14 protein-coding genes are annotated in these 16,509 nt (G+C 42.4%); 4 read left to right on the forward strand and 10 right to left on the reverse strand.

Going from position 1 to position 16,509, the window contains the following annotated elements:
• Positions 1 to 289: 289 nt before the first annotated feature.
• The 3 genes from HMPREF9447_RS23380 (at position 290) to HMPREF9447_RS23390 (ending at position 2,540) form a co-directional block, all read left to right on the forward strand.
• Positions 290 to 754, forward strand: coding sequence for a DUF4494 domain-containing protein (locus HMPREF9447_RS23380; RefSeq protein WP_009132216.1), 465 nt, complete (start codon positions 290 to 292; stop codon positions 752 to 754).
• 114 nt (positions 755 to 868) lie between these two features.
• Entirely contained in the window at positions 869 to 1,537 is a 669-nt protein-coding gene (locus HMPREF9447_RS23385; protein WP_009132217.1) for a YggS family pyridoxal phosphate-dependent enzyme, read from the forward strand.
• Between the two features lie 25 nt (positions 1,538 to 1,562).
• Complete coding sequence (locus HMPREF9447_RS23390; RefSeq protein WP_009132218.1) at positions 1,563 to 2,540, forward strand: dihydroorotate dehydrogenase-like protein; 978 nt, start codon at positions 1,563 to 1,565, stop codon at positions 2,538 to 2,540.
• A 117-nt stretch (positions 2,541 to 2,657) separates the two neighbouring features.
• On the opposite strand, the gene HMPREF9447_RS23395 is transcribed toward HMPREF9447_RS23390, so the two are convergent.
• Positions 2,658 to 4,565, reverse strand: coding sequence for a polysaccharide biosynthesis protein (locus HMPREF9447_RS23395; RefSeq protein WP_009132219.1), 1,908 nt, complete (start codon positions 4,563 to 4,565; stop codon positions 2,658 to 2,660).
• 149 nt (positions 4,566 to 4,714) lie between these two features.
• Complete coding sequence (locus HMPREF9447_RS23400; protein ID WP_009132220.1) at positions 4,715 to 6,040, reverse strand: PhoH family protein; 1,326 nt, start codon at positions 6,038 to 6,040, stop codon at positions 4,715 to 4,717.
• A gap of 178 nt (positions 6,041 to 6,218) precedes the next feature.
• Between HMPREF9447_RS23400 and HMPREF9447_RS23405 the strand changes: the two genes are divergently transcribed.
• Positions 6,219 to 7,472, forward strand: coding sequence for a bifunctional folylpolyglutamate synthase/dihydrofolate synthase (locus HMPREF9447_RS23405; protein ID WP_009132221.1), 1,254 nt, complete (start codon positions 6,219 to 6,221; stop codon positions 7,470 to 7,472).
• Here the strand turns inward: HMPREF9447_RS23405 and HMPREF9447_RS23410 are convergent.
• The 8 genes from HMPREF9447_RS23410 to dnaN form a co-directional block, all read right to left on the reverse strand.
• Entirely contained in the window at positions 7,440 to 7,814 is a 375-nt protein-coding gene (locus HMPREF9447_RS23410; protein WP_009132222.1) for a RidA family protein, read from the reverse strand. The genes HMPREF9447_RS23405 and HMPREF9447_RS23410 overlap by 33 nt on opposite strands.
• Positions 7,815 to 8,032: 218 nt before the next feature.
• The gene (locus HMPREF9447_RS23415; protein ID WP_009132224.1) at positions 8,033 to 9,736 is read right to left on the reverse strand and encodes a serine protease; all 1,704 of its coding nucleotides are present in this window, start codon (positions 9,734 to 9,736) and stop codon (positions 8,033 to 8,035) included.
• A gap of 3 nt (positions 9,737 to 9,739) precedes the next feature.
• Positions 9,740 to 10,480: a 23S rRNA (guanosine(2251)-2'-O)-methyltransferase RlmB gene (gene rlmB, locus HMPREF9447_RS23420; protein ID WP_009132225.1), complete on the reverse strand. Its 741-nt coding sequence runs from the start codon at positions 10,478 to 10,480 to the stop codon at positions 9,740 to 9,742.
• A gap of 22 nt (positions 10,481 to 10,502) precedes the next feature.
• Positions 10,503 to 12,167 (reverse strand): DNA repair protein RecN, encoded by a 1,665-nt coding sequence (recN, locus tag HMPREF9447_RS23425; RefSeq protein ID WP_009132226.1) that lies wholly within the window; start codon positions 12,165 to 12,167, stop codon positions 10,503 to 10,505.
• 39 nt (positions 12,168 to 12,206) lie between these two features.
• Positions 12,207 to 13,082 carry a type IX secretion system protein PorD gene (porD, locus tag HMPREF9447_RS23430; RefSeq protein WP_009132227.1) on the reverse strand — a complete coding sequence of 292 codons (876 nt, stop codon included), beginning with the start codon at positions 13,080 to 13,082 and terminating at the stop codon, positions 12,207 to 12,209.
• 33 nt (positions 13,083 to 13,115) lie between these two features.
• A complete protein-coding gene (gene coaBC / locus HMPREF9447_RS23435; RefSeq protein ID WP_009132228.1) occupies positions 13,116 to 14,333 on the reverse strand; it encodes a bifunctional phosphopantothenoylcysteine decarboxylase/phosphopantothenate--cysteine ligase CoaBC in 1,218 nt (405 codons plus the stop codon).
• A 4-nt stretch (positions 14,334 to 14,337) separates the two neighbouring features.
• Positions 14,338 to 15,108, reverse strand: a complete 771-nt coding sequence (locus HMPREF9447_RS23440; protein WP_009132229.1) for a 3'-5' exonuclease — start codon at positions 15,106 to 15,108, stop codon at positions 14,338 to 14,340.
• 119 nt (positions 15,109 to 15,227) lie between these two features.
• On the reverse strand, positions 15,228 to 16,352 hold the full coding sequence (dnaN, locus tag HMPREF9447_RS23445; RefSeq protein WP_009132230.1) for a DNA polymerase III subunit beta: 1,125 nt from the start codon (positions 16,350 to 16,352) through the stop codon (positions 15,228 to 15,230).
• Positions 16,353 to 16,509 lie beyond the last annotated feature (157 nt).

Genomic DNA, 16,509 nt, shown 5'->3' on the forward strand with positions numbered 1-16,509 from the left:
CATCACAATGTAAAAGCATTTACCTCGGTATGTTACGACCTTTACCCCGTATTGTAACGCTCTTTACCTCGGTATGTAACGGCTTTTACCCCGGCGTGTAAATGGAGTTACCATTTGGCATAAACAGAGTTACCATGAGAGGAAACGACCGTGTCTCTATAAGGTTTCAATTCCGCTCTTCCCATAAAAAAATGAATAGATTCATTTCATTCTACCCACCGTTTGCATTATCTTTGTGGTCAGTTTTATAACAAGAATATAAATTCATAATTAAAAAAACAAAGAAATTATGGCAATGCATACATGGTTTGAGTGCAAAATCCGTTACGAGAAAGTAATGGAGAATGGAATGAATAAGAAAGTAACCGAACCTTATCTGGTAGATGCACTCAGCTTTACGGAAGCGGAAGCGCGTATCATAGAAGAAATGACTCCGTTCATCTCCGGAGAATTTACAGTATCGGACATCAAACGTGCCAACTATAGCGAATTATTCCCCAGCGAAGAAGAGGCTGCCGACCGTTGGTTCAGGTGCAAACTGGCTTTCATCACTCTGGACGAGAAGAGCGGAGCTGAAAAGAAAACATCCACTCAGGTACTGGTACAGGCTGCTGACCTGCGCGATGCCGTTAAGAAACTGGACGAGGGGATGAAAGGCACGATGGCTGATTATCAAATCGCATCAGTCGGTGAAACAGCTATTATGGATGTATATCCGTATAGCGCCGAACCCAATGACAAACCTGAAGTTTAATAAATTGAGAATTGAAAATTAAAAATTGAGAGACAGAGAGAAAACAGATACTCTGCTACACCTATCTATTTCCATTTTTTAATTTTCAATTCTCAATTTTCAATTTATCCAATTATGAACATTGCAGAGAATCTTCAACAGGTGCTTAACGAGTTGCCTGCGGGGGTACGATTGGTAGCAGTTTCCAAATTCCACCCCAACGAAGCGATAGAAGAAGCCTATCGCGCCGGACAACGAGTGTTCGGAGAAAGCAAGGTGCAGGAAATGACTGCCAAATATGAAAGTCTTCCTAAAGACATCGAATGGCACTTTATCGGGCATCTGCAAACCAATAAAATAAAGTTCATTGTCCCCTATGTGTCTCTTATCCACGGAATTGACTCATACAAGCTTTTGGTTGAGGTTAATAAACAAGCTGGCAAAGCCGGAAAGATAGTAAACTGCTTGTTGCAACTTCACATTGCAGAAGAAGAAACCAAATTCGGTTTCAGCTTTGACGAATGCCGGGAGATGTTGGCAGCCGGAGAGTGGAAAAGTCTCAGTAACATACAATTATGTGGTCTGATGGGTATGGCAACAAATACGGGCAACGATGAACAAATAGAGAAAGAATTTTGTTCATTAAGTAGCTTCTTCAAAGAAGTGAAGGACTCATGGTTTGCCGATACGCCGGCTTTCTGGGAATTGTCAATGGGAATGTCCCACGACTATCACCAAGCGATTGATGCCGGGAGTACCCTGATACGCGTAGGAAGCAAGATTTTTGGAGACAGAATTTATTAATGATCATTCAATAAACATTATTACCATGGCAACATTAAAAACTACTTTTGCCGGGTTAGAATTAAGAAACCCGATTATCGTCAGCAGTTCTGGCTTAACTGACAGTGCTGAGAAAAATCAGAAATTCTATGAAGCCGGTGTCGGTGCCATTGTTCTCAAATCTCTTTTTGAAGAACAAATCATGTTGGAGGCCGACTGGTTGGGAGATCCGAATATGTACCCCGAAGGCAGTGATTATCTGGTAGAATACATCCGCCAACATAAACTGTCAGAATACTTGGAGCTAATAAAAGAAACTAAAAAGGTATGCCCCATTCCTGTTATTGCCAGCATCAATTGCTATCAGGATGCCGAATGGGTGGATTTTGCCAAACAAATGGAAGCTGCAGGAGCTGATGCAATAGAAATCAATATCTTGGCTCTCCAAACCGATGTACAGTACAATTACGGTTCATTTGAACAACGCCACATCGATATTCTCAGCCATATCAAAAAGACAGTAAATATCCCTATCATCATGAAGTTGGGAGACAACCTGACTAATCCGATAGCTTTGATAGACCAGTTATATGCCAATGGAGCTGCTGCAGCTGTATTGTTCAACCGTTTCTATCAGCCGGACATTGATATCGAAAAACTGAAGCAAATATCAGGAAATGTATTCAGTTCAGGAGCTGATTTGGTAAAAACGTTGCGCTGGATAGGTATTGCTTCCGCAGCTGTGAACAAGTTGGATTATGCAGCATCGGGGGGTATCCATTCTCCCGAAAGCGTCATAAAGACAATACTGGCAGGAGCCTCGGCTGTAGAAATCTGTAGCGCATTCTATCAGAACAGTTATGCCCTTGTAGGAGAATACACCCGCTTCCTGAATTTATGGATGGACCGTAAAGGTATGAAAACCATCTCTCAATTCAAGGGAATGCTGAATGTAAGCGATTTGAATGGTGTAAACACCTTCGAACGCACACAGTTTATGAAGTATTTCTCCAGCAGGAAATAAGCAGGAACTACACAACATATCATTATATGTAATGCCCCGTAACATATATTGTTAGCATATCTAACATATATTGTTACGGGGCATTACGATTAATCTCTTTTACAGCAACTTCTTGCTTTAATCCGCCTTCTTATCCAATGCTTCGAAGCATGAGTTCTTACTGATAAATTCAGGAACAATATCTTTCATTGCCGATACAATCTTCATTTGATCGTAAGTGTAACTTACATCTATCAACTTTTGGATACGTTCTTTCACCTCATCATAATCGTACTCACGAACCGTAGCAATCATGATCTTCTCATGGTAAGTAGGCTTTGTCAACTCCTTCACATTGAGCAATTCTTCATACAGCTTCTCGCCATGACGCAAACCGGTAAACTCAATCTTTACATCCGTGCGTCCTGAAAGGCTTATCATACGTTTAGCCAAGTCTACAATCTTCACAGGCTTACCCATATCAAAGATATAAATCTCACCTCCATTACCCATACTACCGGCTTCGAGCACCAGACGGCAAGCTTCGGGAATAGTCATGAAATAACGGATGATTTCAGGATGCGTTACGGTCACCGGACCACCACGTTGTATCTGATCGCGGAAACGAGGTATTACCGAACCATTAGAACCTAACACATTACCAAAACGCGTAGTAATGAACTGCGTCACATGTCCACCTTTTTGCTGTAGCTTCTTAGCTAAAGACTGTACATAGATTTCACAGATACGCTTGGAACATCCCATTACGTTCGTCGGGTTTACAGCTTTATCCGTAGAAATCATAACAAACTTTTCAGCATTATATTTCACGGCTAAATCTGCTAATGTACGGGTTCCAAACACATTTATCTGAATAGATTCGGAAACATTATCCTCCATCATCGGCACATGCTTATAAGCGGCGGCATGGAAAATATACTGTGGTTTGTACTCCCTGAAAATATCCTCCATGCGTGTAGCATTGGAAATATCCGCAATGATTGTTTCCGCATCAATATCGCGCCAGCGGTCTTGCAATTCCAGGCGAATATCATGCAATGGCGTTTCTGCCTGATCAATCAGAATTAGCTTATAGGGATTGAAAGAAGCTACCTGACGCATAATCTCACTACCGATAGAACCGGCAGCACCGGTAATCATCACTCGTTTCCCTTCCAGATGGGAAGCTACCTTATGAATGTCTATTTCAATCGGATTACGTTGCAATAAGTCTTCAATCTGAATTTCTTTCAGTTGAGTACGATTCAAGGTCTGTCCACTCCATTCACTTAAAGGAGGCGCTGTCATCATTTTGATGTTATGTGCCAAAAGACGGTCAGCCATATCCGATTTTTTCAATTCCTCCATCTTAGCAGGAGAAATAATGATGGCATGTACATCCCGGTCGCTCAGTACATCAATCAACGACTCGTCATTAGGGAATACTCTCACTCCCATCATCACCTTATTAATCAACTCCGGCTCATCAGCAATAAATCCACGCAGACGGTAATGGTTACGCAAGTTCACACGCAATGCTTTAGCAATATTTACTCCGGCTTCTTTAGCACCATAAATAAATACATTGGCACTATGACTTCCATCAAAATTCAGAAGTTCATAAAACATCTTCACTACAATTCGCGAACAAGACATCATGGCAAAGCTGATAATATACGCCATGAACAGCACACTTACAGGCGCTAAACGGACATCCATATAACCAGCCAGAAGTACACTTGAAATCATCAGCAATGCATAGGACACTGTCAATGATACAAAGATACGCATGATATCTATAAACGAAGAAAAACGCAGCACATTGGAGTATGTGCGGAAAACTCGAAAAAACACTAAGTTGACAATGACTGTCCATACAATCGTTTTGTCAATGGTAGAGGATTCCAGGAAAATACTCCTGAAATCATATCGAAGCGCATAAGCCAACAGGCTGGATACGACGATTATCAGCACATCAATCAACAGAATAGTCCAAATCGGCAATACCTTTGCTGAAAGGTAACGATGAAAAAATTTATGTTTCATTTCGTTCGACAGTTTTGTTTTAGGCGAGGCAAAGATACATTATTTTTTATCAATTTGGACAAGAAAAGAATGAAATTGTGTGATAAAATTAAATAGTGGCAAAGTTGCGGGTACAACTTTGCCACCATATCAATGTCTACAAAGCTCTGTTACATCAAATTACTAGCCAATTCACTTAGTTGGCTTCGTTCTCCTTTTAACAAATTTACATGAGCAAAAAGATTCTGATCTTTCATACGATCAATCATGTAAACCAAGCCATTGGACTGACTATCCAGATAGGGTTGGTCAATTTGTTGGATATCACCGGTAAACACCATTTTAGTTCCTTCACCGGCGCGGGTAATAATGGTTTTTATCTCATGCGGAGTCAAATTTTGCGCTTCGTCAATGATGCAATAAGTCTCACTCAAACTACGCCCGCGGATAAAAGCCAATGCCTCAATTACAAGCTGGTCACTTTTCTGCATATCGTCCAGACGCTTCACTTCTGTGGAATTGGAAGCAAACTGATGTTTTATGACATTCAGATTATCAAACAAAGGTTGCATATAAGGAGCCACTTTTTCTTTCGCATCACCCGGCAGAAAACCAATATCCTTATTAGATAAAGCAACAATAGGACGTGCCAGCAAAATCTGCTTATAATCATTCATCTGACTAAGAGCGGCTGCCAAAGCCAACAGCGTCTTTCCGGTACCGGCCTTACCCGTCAGGGCAACCAACTTTATATTAGGATCGTTCAGAACCTCAAAAGCAAAACTCTGCTCGGCATTCCTTGGCTCAATTCCATAATTCTTCGTTTTATTCACCCGACAAATAGTATGTGTAAAGGGGTTATTACGCGCCAAAACACTATTCCGGTCACTCTTCAGGACAAAGCATTCATTCGGATGGATAATATCTTTGAAATCAAACTCATTGATATCCAGCCCTTCTCTGGAAGAATAAATCCTGTCTATCAAAGAAGGATCAATACCTTCGAATGTCTCATTTGATTTCTCAAAGATGTCGGCATTAATCACTTTGTCGTTGATGTAGTCTTCGCAAAGCAGTCCTATGGAGCGTGCTTTCATGCGCAGGTTTACATCTTTCGTCACCAAAATGGTTTTCATGTTTTTCTTTTCCCGCGTCAGCCAGTCAACTACACACAGAATCAGATGATCCGGGATACGTTCCGGGAAAGAATCATGCACATCCGGAGCATTCACGGTTCCGGCTATCACAAACAAACGTCCCAGTCCTTCACCTAAAGAAGCACCTTTGGTAAAAAGATTATCATCGGTAATTAAATCGAGTTCGCGGAGAAATTCACGGGCATTGAAGTTTATCTGTTCATTCCCTTTCTTGAATTTATCCAATTCTTCAAGGACCACGATGGGAAGGTAAATGTCGTTCTCCTGAAAATTTTTAAGGCAGTTGTAATCGTGAAGGATTACATTGGTATCAATCACAAAATTTTTCTTTGCTCCCATACTCAATTAGATTTAAATTGTTGATATATTTGTCTCCAAAACGAAGACAAGCTGAACCTCGGCATAAAAAATGAACAAGTTCATTTTATTCTGCTCTCGGTTTGCATTATCTTTGCAGCTTCTAAGATAGGAATTAAAAAGAAAGGATGGTTTCCTTTCTCGTTAAATATTTAAAAATATGGATTATCAGAACACTTTATTATACTTATATAACAGTGTCCCTATGTTCCAACAGGTGGGAGGTTCAGCATACAAGGAAGGATTGGAGAACACACTAACTTTAGACGAACATTTCGGACATCCGCACCGGAACTTCCACAGCATCCATGTAGGAGGGACAAATGGAAAGGGATCATGTTCACACACCCTTGCTGCAATTTTGCAGGAAGCAGGATACAAGGTGGGGTTATACACATCTCCGCATCTTGTGGACTTCCGCGAACGTATCCGGGTAAACGGACAAACGATTCCTGAAGACTATGTGGTGAAGTTTGTAGAAGAAGAACGGGAATTCTTCGAACCATTGCATCTTTCTTTCTTTGAGTTGACCACAGCCATGGCATTCCGCTATTTCTCTGACGAACATGTGGATGTAGCCGTTATTGAGGTAGGCCTTGGCGGAAGACTGGACTGCACCAACATCATACAACCGGATTTATGCATCATCACCAATATCAGTTTTGACCACACCCAGTTCCTGGGAGATACACTGGAAAAGATAGCAGGAGAAAAAGCCGGCATCATTAAAAGCAAAACTCCTGTAGTAATCGGAGAAACAACCCCCGAAACGAAGTCTGTATTCACAAAGAAAGCCCTTGAAGTCGGAGCTCCTATTTTCTTTGCAGAAGAAAACGAAAAGAATAATTATCCCGGACTGGAATGTGAATTAAAGGGATTATATCAAGTTAAAAATACCCGAACTTTGCTTACAGCTATTCCACAATTGCAGAAAATTGGATACAAGCTGAATGAGCAAGCCGTCCGTAGTGGATTTGCACATGTCTGCGAGCTGACCGGATTGATGGGGCGTTGGCAGAAACTACAAGATACCCCTACCCTAATATGCGATACAGGGCATAATGTAGGTGGGATTACTTATATCACAGAGCAACTAAAGGAGCAGTCTTACAGGAAACTGCACATGATTATAGGTATGGTGAATGACAAAGACATACGTGGAGTGTTGGCATTATTACCCAAAGATGCCAAATATTATTTCACAAAAGCCAATGTAAAACGCGCATTGCCCGAGGAAGAGCTTGCCCAACTTGCTCTTGAAGCAGGATTGCAAGGAGATTGCTATCCGGATGTTCCCTCCGCTGTGCGTGTTGCACAAGAAAAAAGCCTCCCGGAAGACTTTATCTTCGTGGGAGGCAGTAGCTTTATTGTTGCTGATCTGTTAGCGAACCGCAATGCACTCAATTTCCACTAAAGCATCTTTTGGCAAAGCTTTCACAGCAACAGCCGAACGAGCAGGGAAATCACCGTCAAAATAGGTAGCGTATACCTTATTCATATCTGCAAACAACGACATATCCTCTAGGAAAACTGTGGTCTTGACGATATTCGCCATCGTCAGCCCTGCTTCTCCAAGGATGTGTTTGATGTTTTCCAATGACTGGCGCGCTTGTGCTTCAGCACCTTCTGCCATCTTTCCGGTGGCTGCATCAATAGGTAACTGACCGGATACAAATATCATTCCATTCGCTTCAATTGCCTGGCTGTAAGGGCCAATAGCTCCCGGTGCCTTCTGGCTGCAAATTACTTTTTTCATTCCGATATAACTTTAATATTCAACAATTTATAATTAATTCTGAAAAAAAACAGGTATTATATGCAGTATTCTGAAAGTTCATGCATTTACCTTATAGAATTATACACAAAAGAAATTCACTTATACCTGTTTTTAAACCTAGACTTAGCTAATTCTTTTTTGACACGGGAGTTTCCCGACGAAGGCTCGGCTTGTGAAAGCAGAGCCTTTTTTTCTTCTCACTTGCAATGTTTCTCAATCAATGCATCTACATTCGGATCACCCAGTTCCTTTGCTTTCGCAAAACTGGCACATGCTTCTTTGTTCTGCTTCAACTGCAATTGTGCAACTCCTATTAAGCGATAAGCTTCAGCATATTTAGGATCAATTTCCAAAGCATCCTTCAATACCTTTATGGCTTCTTCATTTCTGCCGACACGAATATTCACTACTGCAAGCTCCGAACGATAAGTCAACTCTTTCGGATTCAGTTCAATAGCTTTTGCCATATCATCTAATGCACGTTGAAACTGTTTTGCCTGGAAAGATGCCTGTTCACGATAATAGTAGAATACATCATTCACATTGCCACGCACAGCTTTGTAATATTCATCATAATCAAGCATTGCGCCACGTGCCTGACCTGCATTTATGCGCATCTGGGCCCGTTCCAGCAGATAAGGAGCATTTTCTTCTGTGAATGGCTGTGGACAATGTGCTATACAACTATCCATCAGCACCAATATTTCCTCCGGAGCTGCTTCCATTAATTCTTTTGTCTTAGCTGCACTAAAGAATGTAGCAGGAGAAACAAGATTGGTAGCATTCACCTTCTGATAGTTCTCAAAAGCTGCTGCATAATCCTTCTTGGCAAACTGGATATCACCTTCCAATTGGACATATACCGGAAGCTCTTCGATTGCTATCGCCTTACGAACTTCTTCGATTGCTTTATCATATGTCCAGTCTTTGTAAGTGGTTTCGGGTTTACCCAACTGGTAGTTATAAATCAGTTTAGCACGATTGAAATACGCATCATCTTTCTTTAGTGCTACTTCAAGTGCTTTATCCATGTCAGCAGCTACTTTATCCATTGAATCTGTCTCCTTCGACAGATACATCTGACTGTTAGCACGGCGAAGATATCCATCAGCACTATTAGGATATTGAGCTATAAAATCATTCAATAACTCAGCATACTTTTCCGGGGTTAGCTGCGCAGAAGCCATATAGAGAAATACCAACGCTTGTTCTTCTGTATCGGGCAATGCCTTCTTAATACCAATGCTCGACAATGTATGGTCGTTGAATGAAAGAGGGCTTACTTTCTGTTCCATCGCATAATCGGCACCTACTGCGTAACAAATAGTAGCCGTATCTTTTCCTGAAGATTTCTGAGCTAAACCGAACACCTGTCCGTCGACAGTCATAACAGGACAACTCACCATCTTATCCTTCAGGTGCATATCGAGAGTATAATAATGGAACTTTTCTTCCACCTTAGACTCCTCTTTCACCTGTCCAGCAGTATAAGAACGATCTTTTTGAGTAGAATATGGCAACAGATAAACGCTTGTCCCAACTGCCGGAGCTGTAGTAGATACTACCAATGCTGGAACTTTTTTTCCGGAAATTGCCACGCGGAATTTAACAACATCATACATGTCATTTGCTCCCAGAATAACATCTACGGGCATTTGTGCGCCCTCAGAATTGATAACCACCGCCCGTTGAGCGCCTTTAAACAAGCTATAATCAGACAGAGCGATACCATCCTCGGTCACGAAAAAACCGTTTCCCGTATTTAGTATTTTATCATTCTCGTCGTACGTAACCACCGAGAAAACAGCACGTTTGGCTTTTTCCACCCATTTAGGTGCTTGAGCTACACTCCACTGAGCCAGTAAACAGAGGACGAGCGTCAACAATAAGTTCTTTTTCATATCTTAGTTGGTTCTTTGTTTCACAGCTTCATAAATCAAAATACCTGCGGCTACAGAGACATTTAGCGACTCGATAGTACCCAGCATTGGGATTTTCACCCATTCGTCGCAAAGAGCCAGGTTTTCATAAGAAACGCCTTTGTCTTCAGCTCCCATGATAATACACATCGGCCCCGTATAGTCGGCTTTTGTATAATCATAGTCGCCCTTCTCTGTGGCGGCCACAATGCGAAAACCACTATCCTTAAGGTATTGCAGAGTAGTCTTCAGATTTTGCTCACGGCAAACCGGCAATACGTGCAATGCTCCGGCAGAAGTTTTCATGGCATCGGCATTCACCGTCACACTTCCTTTAGCCGGAATAATAACAGCATCTACCGCTGCGCATTCGCAGGTACGGGCAATAGCACCGAAATTGCGGACATCCGTCACTCCATCAAGCATGACGAACAGTGGATTTTTACCTTCTTCAAACAGGAAAGGTACCAGGTCTTCCGTTTTCTGATAAGTAACAGAGGAGATAAAGGCAATCACCCCTTGATGGTTCTTGCGGGTTATGCGGTTAATACGTTCCACCGGAACACGTTGAACAGGAATCAGATTACCCTTCAATGCAGCAAAAAGTTCCTTGGACAAATCACTCTGGATATCTTTCTTCACCAGAATCTTATCGATTTCTTTTCCTGCCTGTATTGCTTCTATCACAGCGCGAACGCCGAAAATCATTTCACTTTTATCAACCATCTTCTAAATTAAAAATTAAAAATTATTGGCCAGTGCCGAGGAGTACCTTTGCATTATTCAAGGCTGCTTCGGTCAAAGTAGCACCACTCAACATATGAGCTATTTCCTCCACTCTCTCCCCATCTGCCAAACGACGGATGTGGCTGTTTGTTTCGGTTTCATTATCTTGCTTATATACTTTGTAGTGTGCACATCCACGGGCAGCAATCTGCGGCAAGTGGGTGATACTGATAACCTGCCGATCCTGCTCTCCCATCTCCTGCATAATATCCGCCATGCGGTCGGCAATCTCACCGGATACACCGGTATCTATTTCATCGAATACGATAGTAGGTAATTTCACTGCACCGGCTATCATCGCCTTGATAGACAACATGACGCGGGCAATCTCACCACCGGAAGCTACAGATGAAATATTCTGCAATGCACCATTCTTATTGGCTGAGAAAAGGAAGTTAACAGTATCCTCTCCATGCACTCCAGGTTCTTTTCGTATTCCCATTTCCACTTGGAAACGGACATTAGGCATACCAAGCGGCACCAATCGGGATGCCATCTGTTTTTCTACCTCGCGGGCGGCTTTTGAACGGGCTTTGGTAAGAACAGCAGCTTGTTTTTTCACCTTATTATATAAGGTATCGCAAAGCATCGTCAGTTCGGCAATACGTTCATCATAAGAAGTTATGGCTGCCAGTTTCGCAGAGTATTCTTCAGTAAGCGCCAATAACTCCCCTACAGTGGCTACCCTATGCTTTTGCTGCAAAGTATAAATCAGGTTCAAACGATCATTCACTTCCTCCAAACGTTCAGGATTAAACTCTACATCCTCTTCCTGTGAAGAAAGCTCCTGAGAGACATCTTTCAGTTCAATATATGTACTTTCCAAACGTTCGGCAAGTTCGGTAGCAGGAGAATAAACTTTTTGCAAGCCCAACATCGTGTTCAGGCTCTCCTTTAATGAAGCCAACAAACCACCTTCATCAGATGACAGCAATTGTCCAGCACGAAATAAGCCAGCTTTAATTTCTTCAGCATGGCTCAATGTATCCGCTTCTTGTTCCAGTTCTTCTTGTTCACCTGCAACCAGATTGGCTTCTGCCAACTGATCCAACTGGAAACGAATATAATCCTCGTCAGCTTTGTTCTGCTCAGCACGGGCTATAAGATCTTCCAGATCTTGCTGTGCCTGCTTCCAATCCTTATATAAAGATTGATAAGCTGAAAGCTGTTCATCATTATGAGATAATATATCAAGTACATTAAGCTGAAAACCTTCTTTATTCAACAAAAGATTCTGATGTTGAGAATGAACATCGATAAGCTGCTCACCCAGTTCTTTCATCTGCACAAGCGAAGCCGGAGTATCATTAATGAATGCACGACTCTTACCGGAAGCATAAACTTCACGACGCAAAATGCATTCTTCTTCATATTCCAGTTCATTTTCTTCAAAGAAAGGGCGCATGCCATAATCTGAAATATCAAAACGGGCTTCAATCACGCATTTCGAGGCACCCTGCCGGATGGCCTTCACATCGGCACGTTGCCCAAGCATTAAGCCGATAGCACCCAATATGATAGACTTTCCGGCACCTGTCTCACCCGTAATAACGGAGAAACCTGCACCGAAGCCAATGTCAAGCTTCTCTATAAGAGCATAATTTTGTATGTAAAGCGAACGTAACATAACTTATTTACAAATTAAAATCTTACTCACTTCATATCATTATTTCATCTTTTCCCATTCGGCAGTCAGCGAAGGGTTAACAGAAGAAAGTAACTCACAGACTTCTTCTTTTTCCTTCATTGCAGCGCGGGAATAGAGATTAACTAATTCATCTTTCTTTATCTCAGTGAACAAACCAGGCAATGCCGACATCGGTTTATTCTGTTGTGCCTGCCTCAAGCCAGCCAGCGCTGTTGTAATCGCAGCACGGGCACGGATAGCATTGACTGAAAGTTCATCCATTCCCGTACGATGATAGTCATACATCAGTTTGCGCAAGGGCGACATACCGTCTTCCAGATAATCAGAAACCAGTGCATAGCGGTTACGGCTACTGTCGAATGCCTTCCAACCAGTTTCACCGAGGTTTTGTGCGGCAGTTACGATATCTTCGGCTGCCCGAAACACATCTGTACCACCTTGCGGAGCCATCGTATCCATATCCAAGCCGATAATCATATAGGCATAATAGGCGATGACAGCTGTCAGATTACTATCTATCATGTTGTCCCTCAGTTCCAGCGGATCGAACTCCCGATAATTGAAAGACACCTCCGTATCCTTGAAACTAAAGACTACCGTCTGATAACCGGACTGCCATACAGGACGGGTAGACTGTACGATAAGTTCACACTTCCAACGTCCGTCTGCTTCGCTATATTCCTTCACGGTAAGGTTCATGGAACAACGGATTCTCTCATTCACTTCATATTGCGCCTGTGTCCACCGACGTGTGTTGATGAATTCCATCAACGCATTTTCAAGTGTAGTGAAAACCTGCGTACTCGTACCTTGTATCTGAGAATAATTCACTGTCAATTTACAATTCAATTCCTGAGCTACAGTCTTCAATGCTACTGCAGACAAAAACAACATAATATAGAGTGTCTTATTCCTCACGACCTATCTTTACTTGTTCTTCAACACTTTCACTAAACGATCAACTATATCCACAGCTACTTCCGTCTTGGACTTCAACGGAAAATCCGTTTTACCCTCACGGTCGATAATACTGATTTTATTCGTATCATACCGAAAACCGGCCCCTTTATCATTCAGGGAGTTCAATACGATGAAATCCAGATTCTTCCGTTGCAACTTATCTTCGGCATTATGCTGTTCGTCATTCGTTTCCAGGGCAAACCCCACCAACACCTGATTATCTTTCTTCATCCGTCCCAGGCAGGCTGCAATGTCTTCCGTAGGTTTCAGATGCAAAGCTATTTTTCCTTCTTTTTCCCGTTTTATTTTGGCATCGGCCACTTGTTCCGGCGTAAAGTCGGCAACGGCAGCCGAAAGGATGGCAACATCAGCCTGTGTAAACGAGCTATACGCTGCATCATACATCTGTTGAGCCGATTCCACTGCATGATATTGGAAAGCAGGATAATGCATTTTCTGTTGTACAGGGCCTGTTATCATAATTACCTTCGCTCCCCGGGCAGCACATTCGTCCGCTATGGCAAAACCCATTTTTCCAGAGGAATAATTACCAATAAAACGCACAGGATCAATCTTTTCATAAGTCGGCCCGGTAGTTATCATGACGGTCTTGCCACGCAAGTCCCCCTCTGTTCCGGCAAAGTAATCCGCCAGATATTGTATGATGACCTCCGGTTCTTCCATACGTCCTTTGCCTACCAGGTGGCTGGCAAGTTCTCCTGTACCCGGTTCTATAATATGATTTCCGTAAGAACGAAGCGTATCCAAATTCTTTTGTGTAGAGGGATGAGCATACATGTCCAAGTCCATAGCAGGTGCCACAAATACAGGAGCCTTAGCCGATAGATAAGTTGTTATCAGCATATTGTCCGCCACACCATTTGCCATTTTCCCAATAGTAGAAGCTGTTGCCGGAGCAATGAGCATGGCATCCGCCCATAATCCGAGGTCTACATGGCTGTTCCAGGTACCGTCACGTTGGGCAAAGAACTCACTGATAACCGGTTTGCTCGTCAGTGCAGAAAGTGTAATAGGAGTAATGAATTCTTTTCCCGCAGGCGTAATCACAACCTGCACTTCCGCACCTTGTTTAATCAATCCCCGGATGATATAGCAAGCTTTGTAGGCAGCAATACTTCCGGTAATACCTAATACGATTTTTTTCCCTTTCAGCGTATTTGCCATAAAACTATTTATTGGTCAATTCACGTAAACGTATCTTAGTCAGCATAGCCTTGGTATTCAAGGTGAAATCGCTGTTGAGAATCCAACTATAATACCCCGGATCACGTTTCAGGACATCAGCTACCGACATTCCTTTATATTTTCCAAAGTTGAATACCTCTACCCCATTATCATCATAAACCATACGCCCGGCAAAATCCACATTCTTATTGAAACTGGAATAGTCAGCCAAAAAAGCGATGTCATTCTGCAATTCCGGATAACGGTCAAGCTGAGACATTAACACTTCATAAGTAGCTTGCGTGTCGGCTGCTGCCGTATGCGCATCTTCCAGATTCTTCCCACAATAAAACTTATAGGCGGCAGACAGTGTACGTTGTTCCATTTTATGGAAAATGACCTGTACATCCACAAATTTGCGGCGGCTCAGGTCAATATCTACACCAGCGCGGAGAAATTCTTCCGCCAGTACAGGAATATCAAAACGATTGGAGTTGAACCCTGCCAAATCGCATCCTTCTATTTCATTGGCAATGGTGCGCGCCACCTCTTTAAAAGTGGGACAATCTGCCACGTCAGCATCGTAAATGCCATGAATGGCAGATGCTCCTTCAGGAATATGCATTTCCGGATTGATACGAAGCGTTTTCGCTTCCTCATTACCATTGGGATGTACTTTGAGATAACAGATTTCTACGATACGGTCTGCATTGATACTCGTTCCGGTGGTCTCCAAATCAAAAAAGACAATCGGATTCTTGAGGTTTAGTTTCATTATTATTGTTTTATGGGTGGGTAAGTTACAAGCTACGAGCTACAAGCTACGAGTGGCTGCGCAATTATGCCGCATGGTACTTGTAGCTTGTAGCTCGTAGCCTGTAGCTTAATTAAATATTAATCATTCAGCATCATCGGCATCAACAGCATCAGCAAGTCCTCATTTTCTTCTTGTTCAACGGGAACGATAACGCCTGCACGTGACGGATCTGCCAATTCTATCACGACTTCATCTGCTGCAATATTATTCAGAATATCAATCAGAAAAGTCGATTTGAAACCGATACTCATCGGATTTCCATCATACTGGCATGCCAATGATTCTTCGGCAGAAGTGGAAAAGTCAATATCCTGAGCTGAAATTACAATTTGATTGGGTTGCATGCGTAGCTTGATAAGACTACTTGCCTGTGATGAGAAAATAGACACACGACGCAATGCGCCTACCAGTTGCATACGGTCAACCGTTACCTTATAAGGGTTATTCTGCGGAATTACCGAGTTGTAGTTCGGATAACGTCCTTCAATCAAACGACACACCATGCGATATTTCTCCAAAGTGAACACAGCATTACGTTCATCAAACTCTATCACCACCTGTCCTTGTTCTTTCGGCAACAAGTTCTTAATCAACGAAGCTGGTTTTTTGGGTAAAATAAACGCAGCGCGCTCATTGCCTTTGGCAGCCAATGTTTTGCACCGTACCAGCTTATGACCGTCTGATGCCACCATTGTAATATCTTCCGTCGTAATGTCAAAATAGATACCGTTCATCACCGGACGAAGTTCATCATCTGCCGTAGCAAAAACAGCACGATTAATGCCACCTAATAATACAGATGCTTCCATTTCTACACGTACAGCACTTTCACCCAACATAGCCGATTGCGGGAACTCATCCGCATTCTGCCCCATCAGACTGTACTTACCGTTTTGATACTGCACCGTAATTTCCAATGAGTCAGTGTTTACCTCAAATGACAACGGTTGTTCGGGAATTTCCTTCAAAGCATCCAGAATGGTTTTGGCAGCTACGGCAAAACGTCCGTCAGCATCGCTTTCATTCACTTCAACTGAAGTCACCATAGTTGTCTCACTGTCTGAAACGGTTATCGACAACGTTCCGTCTTTCAGTTCAAAGAGGAAACAGTCCAAAATGGGCAACGCATTCTTCGAATTAATCACACGGCTGATAGCCTGCAAATGGCTGGAGAGCGCAGTACTCGAAACGATAAATTTCATATATTCTATGTATTTAAGTTTTATATTATTCCTATTCGTACTATTATTTCATAGTATCGGACAAAGTTACAAAAAAAGATTTTCCTACAGCAAAGAAAATTAAGAAAAAACGTCCGGAAGTTCTCCGGATTTCCCTAAAAAATTGTAACTTCGCAGC

Source organism: Bacteroides oleiciplenus YIT 12058, assembly GCF_000315485.1.
Taxonomy (GTDB): Bacteria; Bacteroidota; Bacteroidia; order Bacteroidales; family Bacteroidaceae; genus Bacteroides; species Bacteroides oleiciplenus.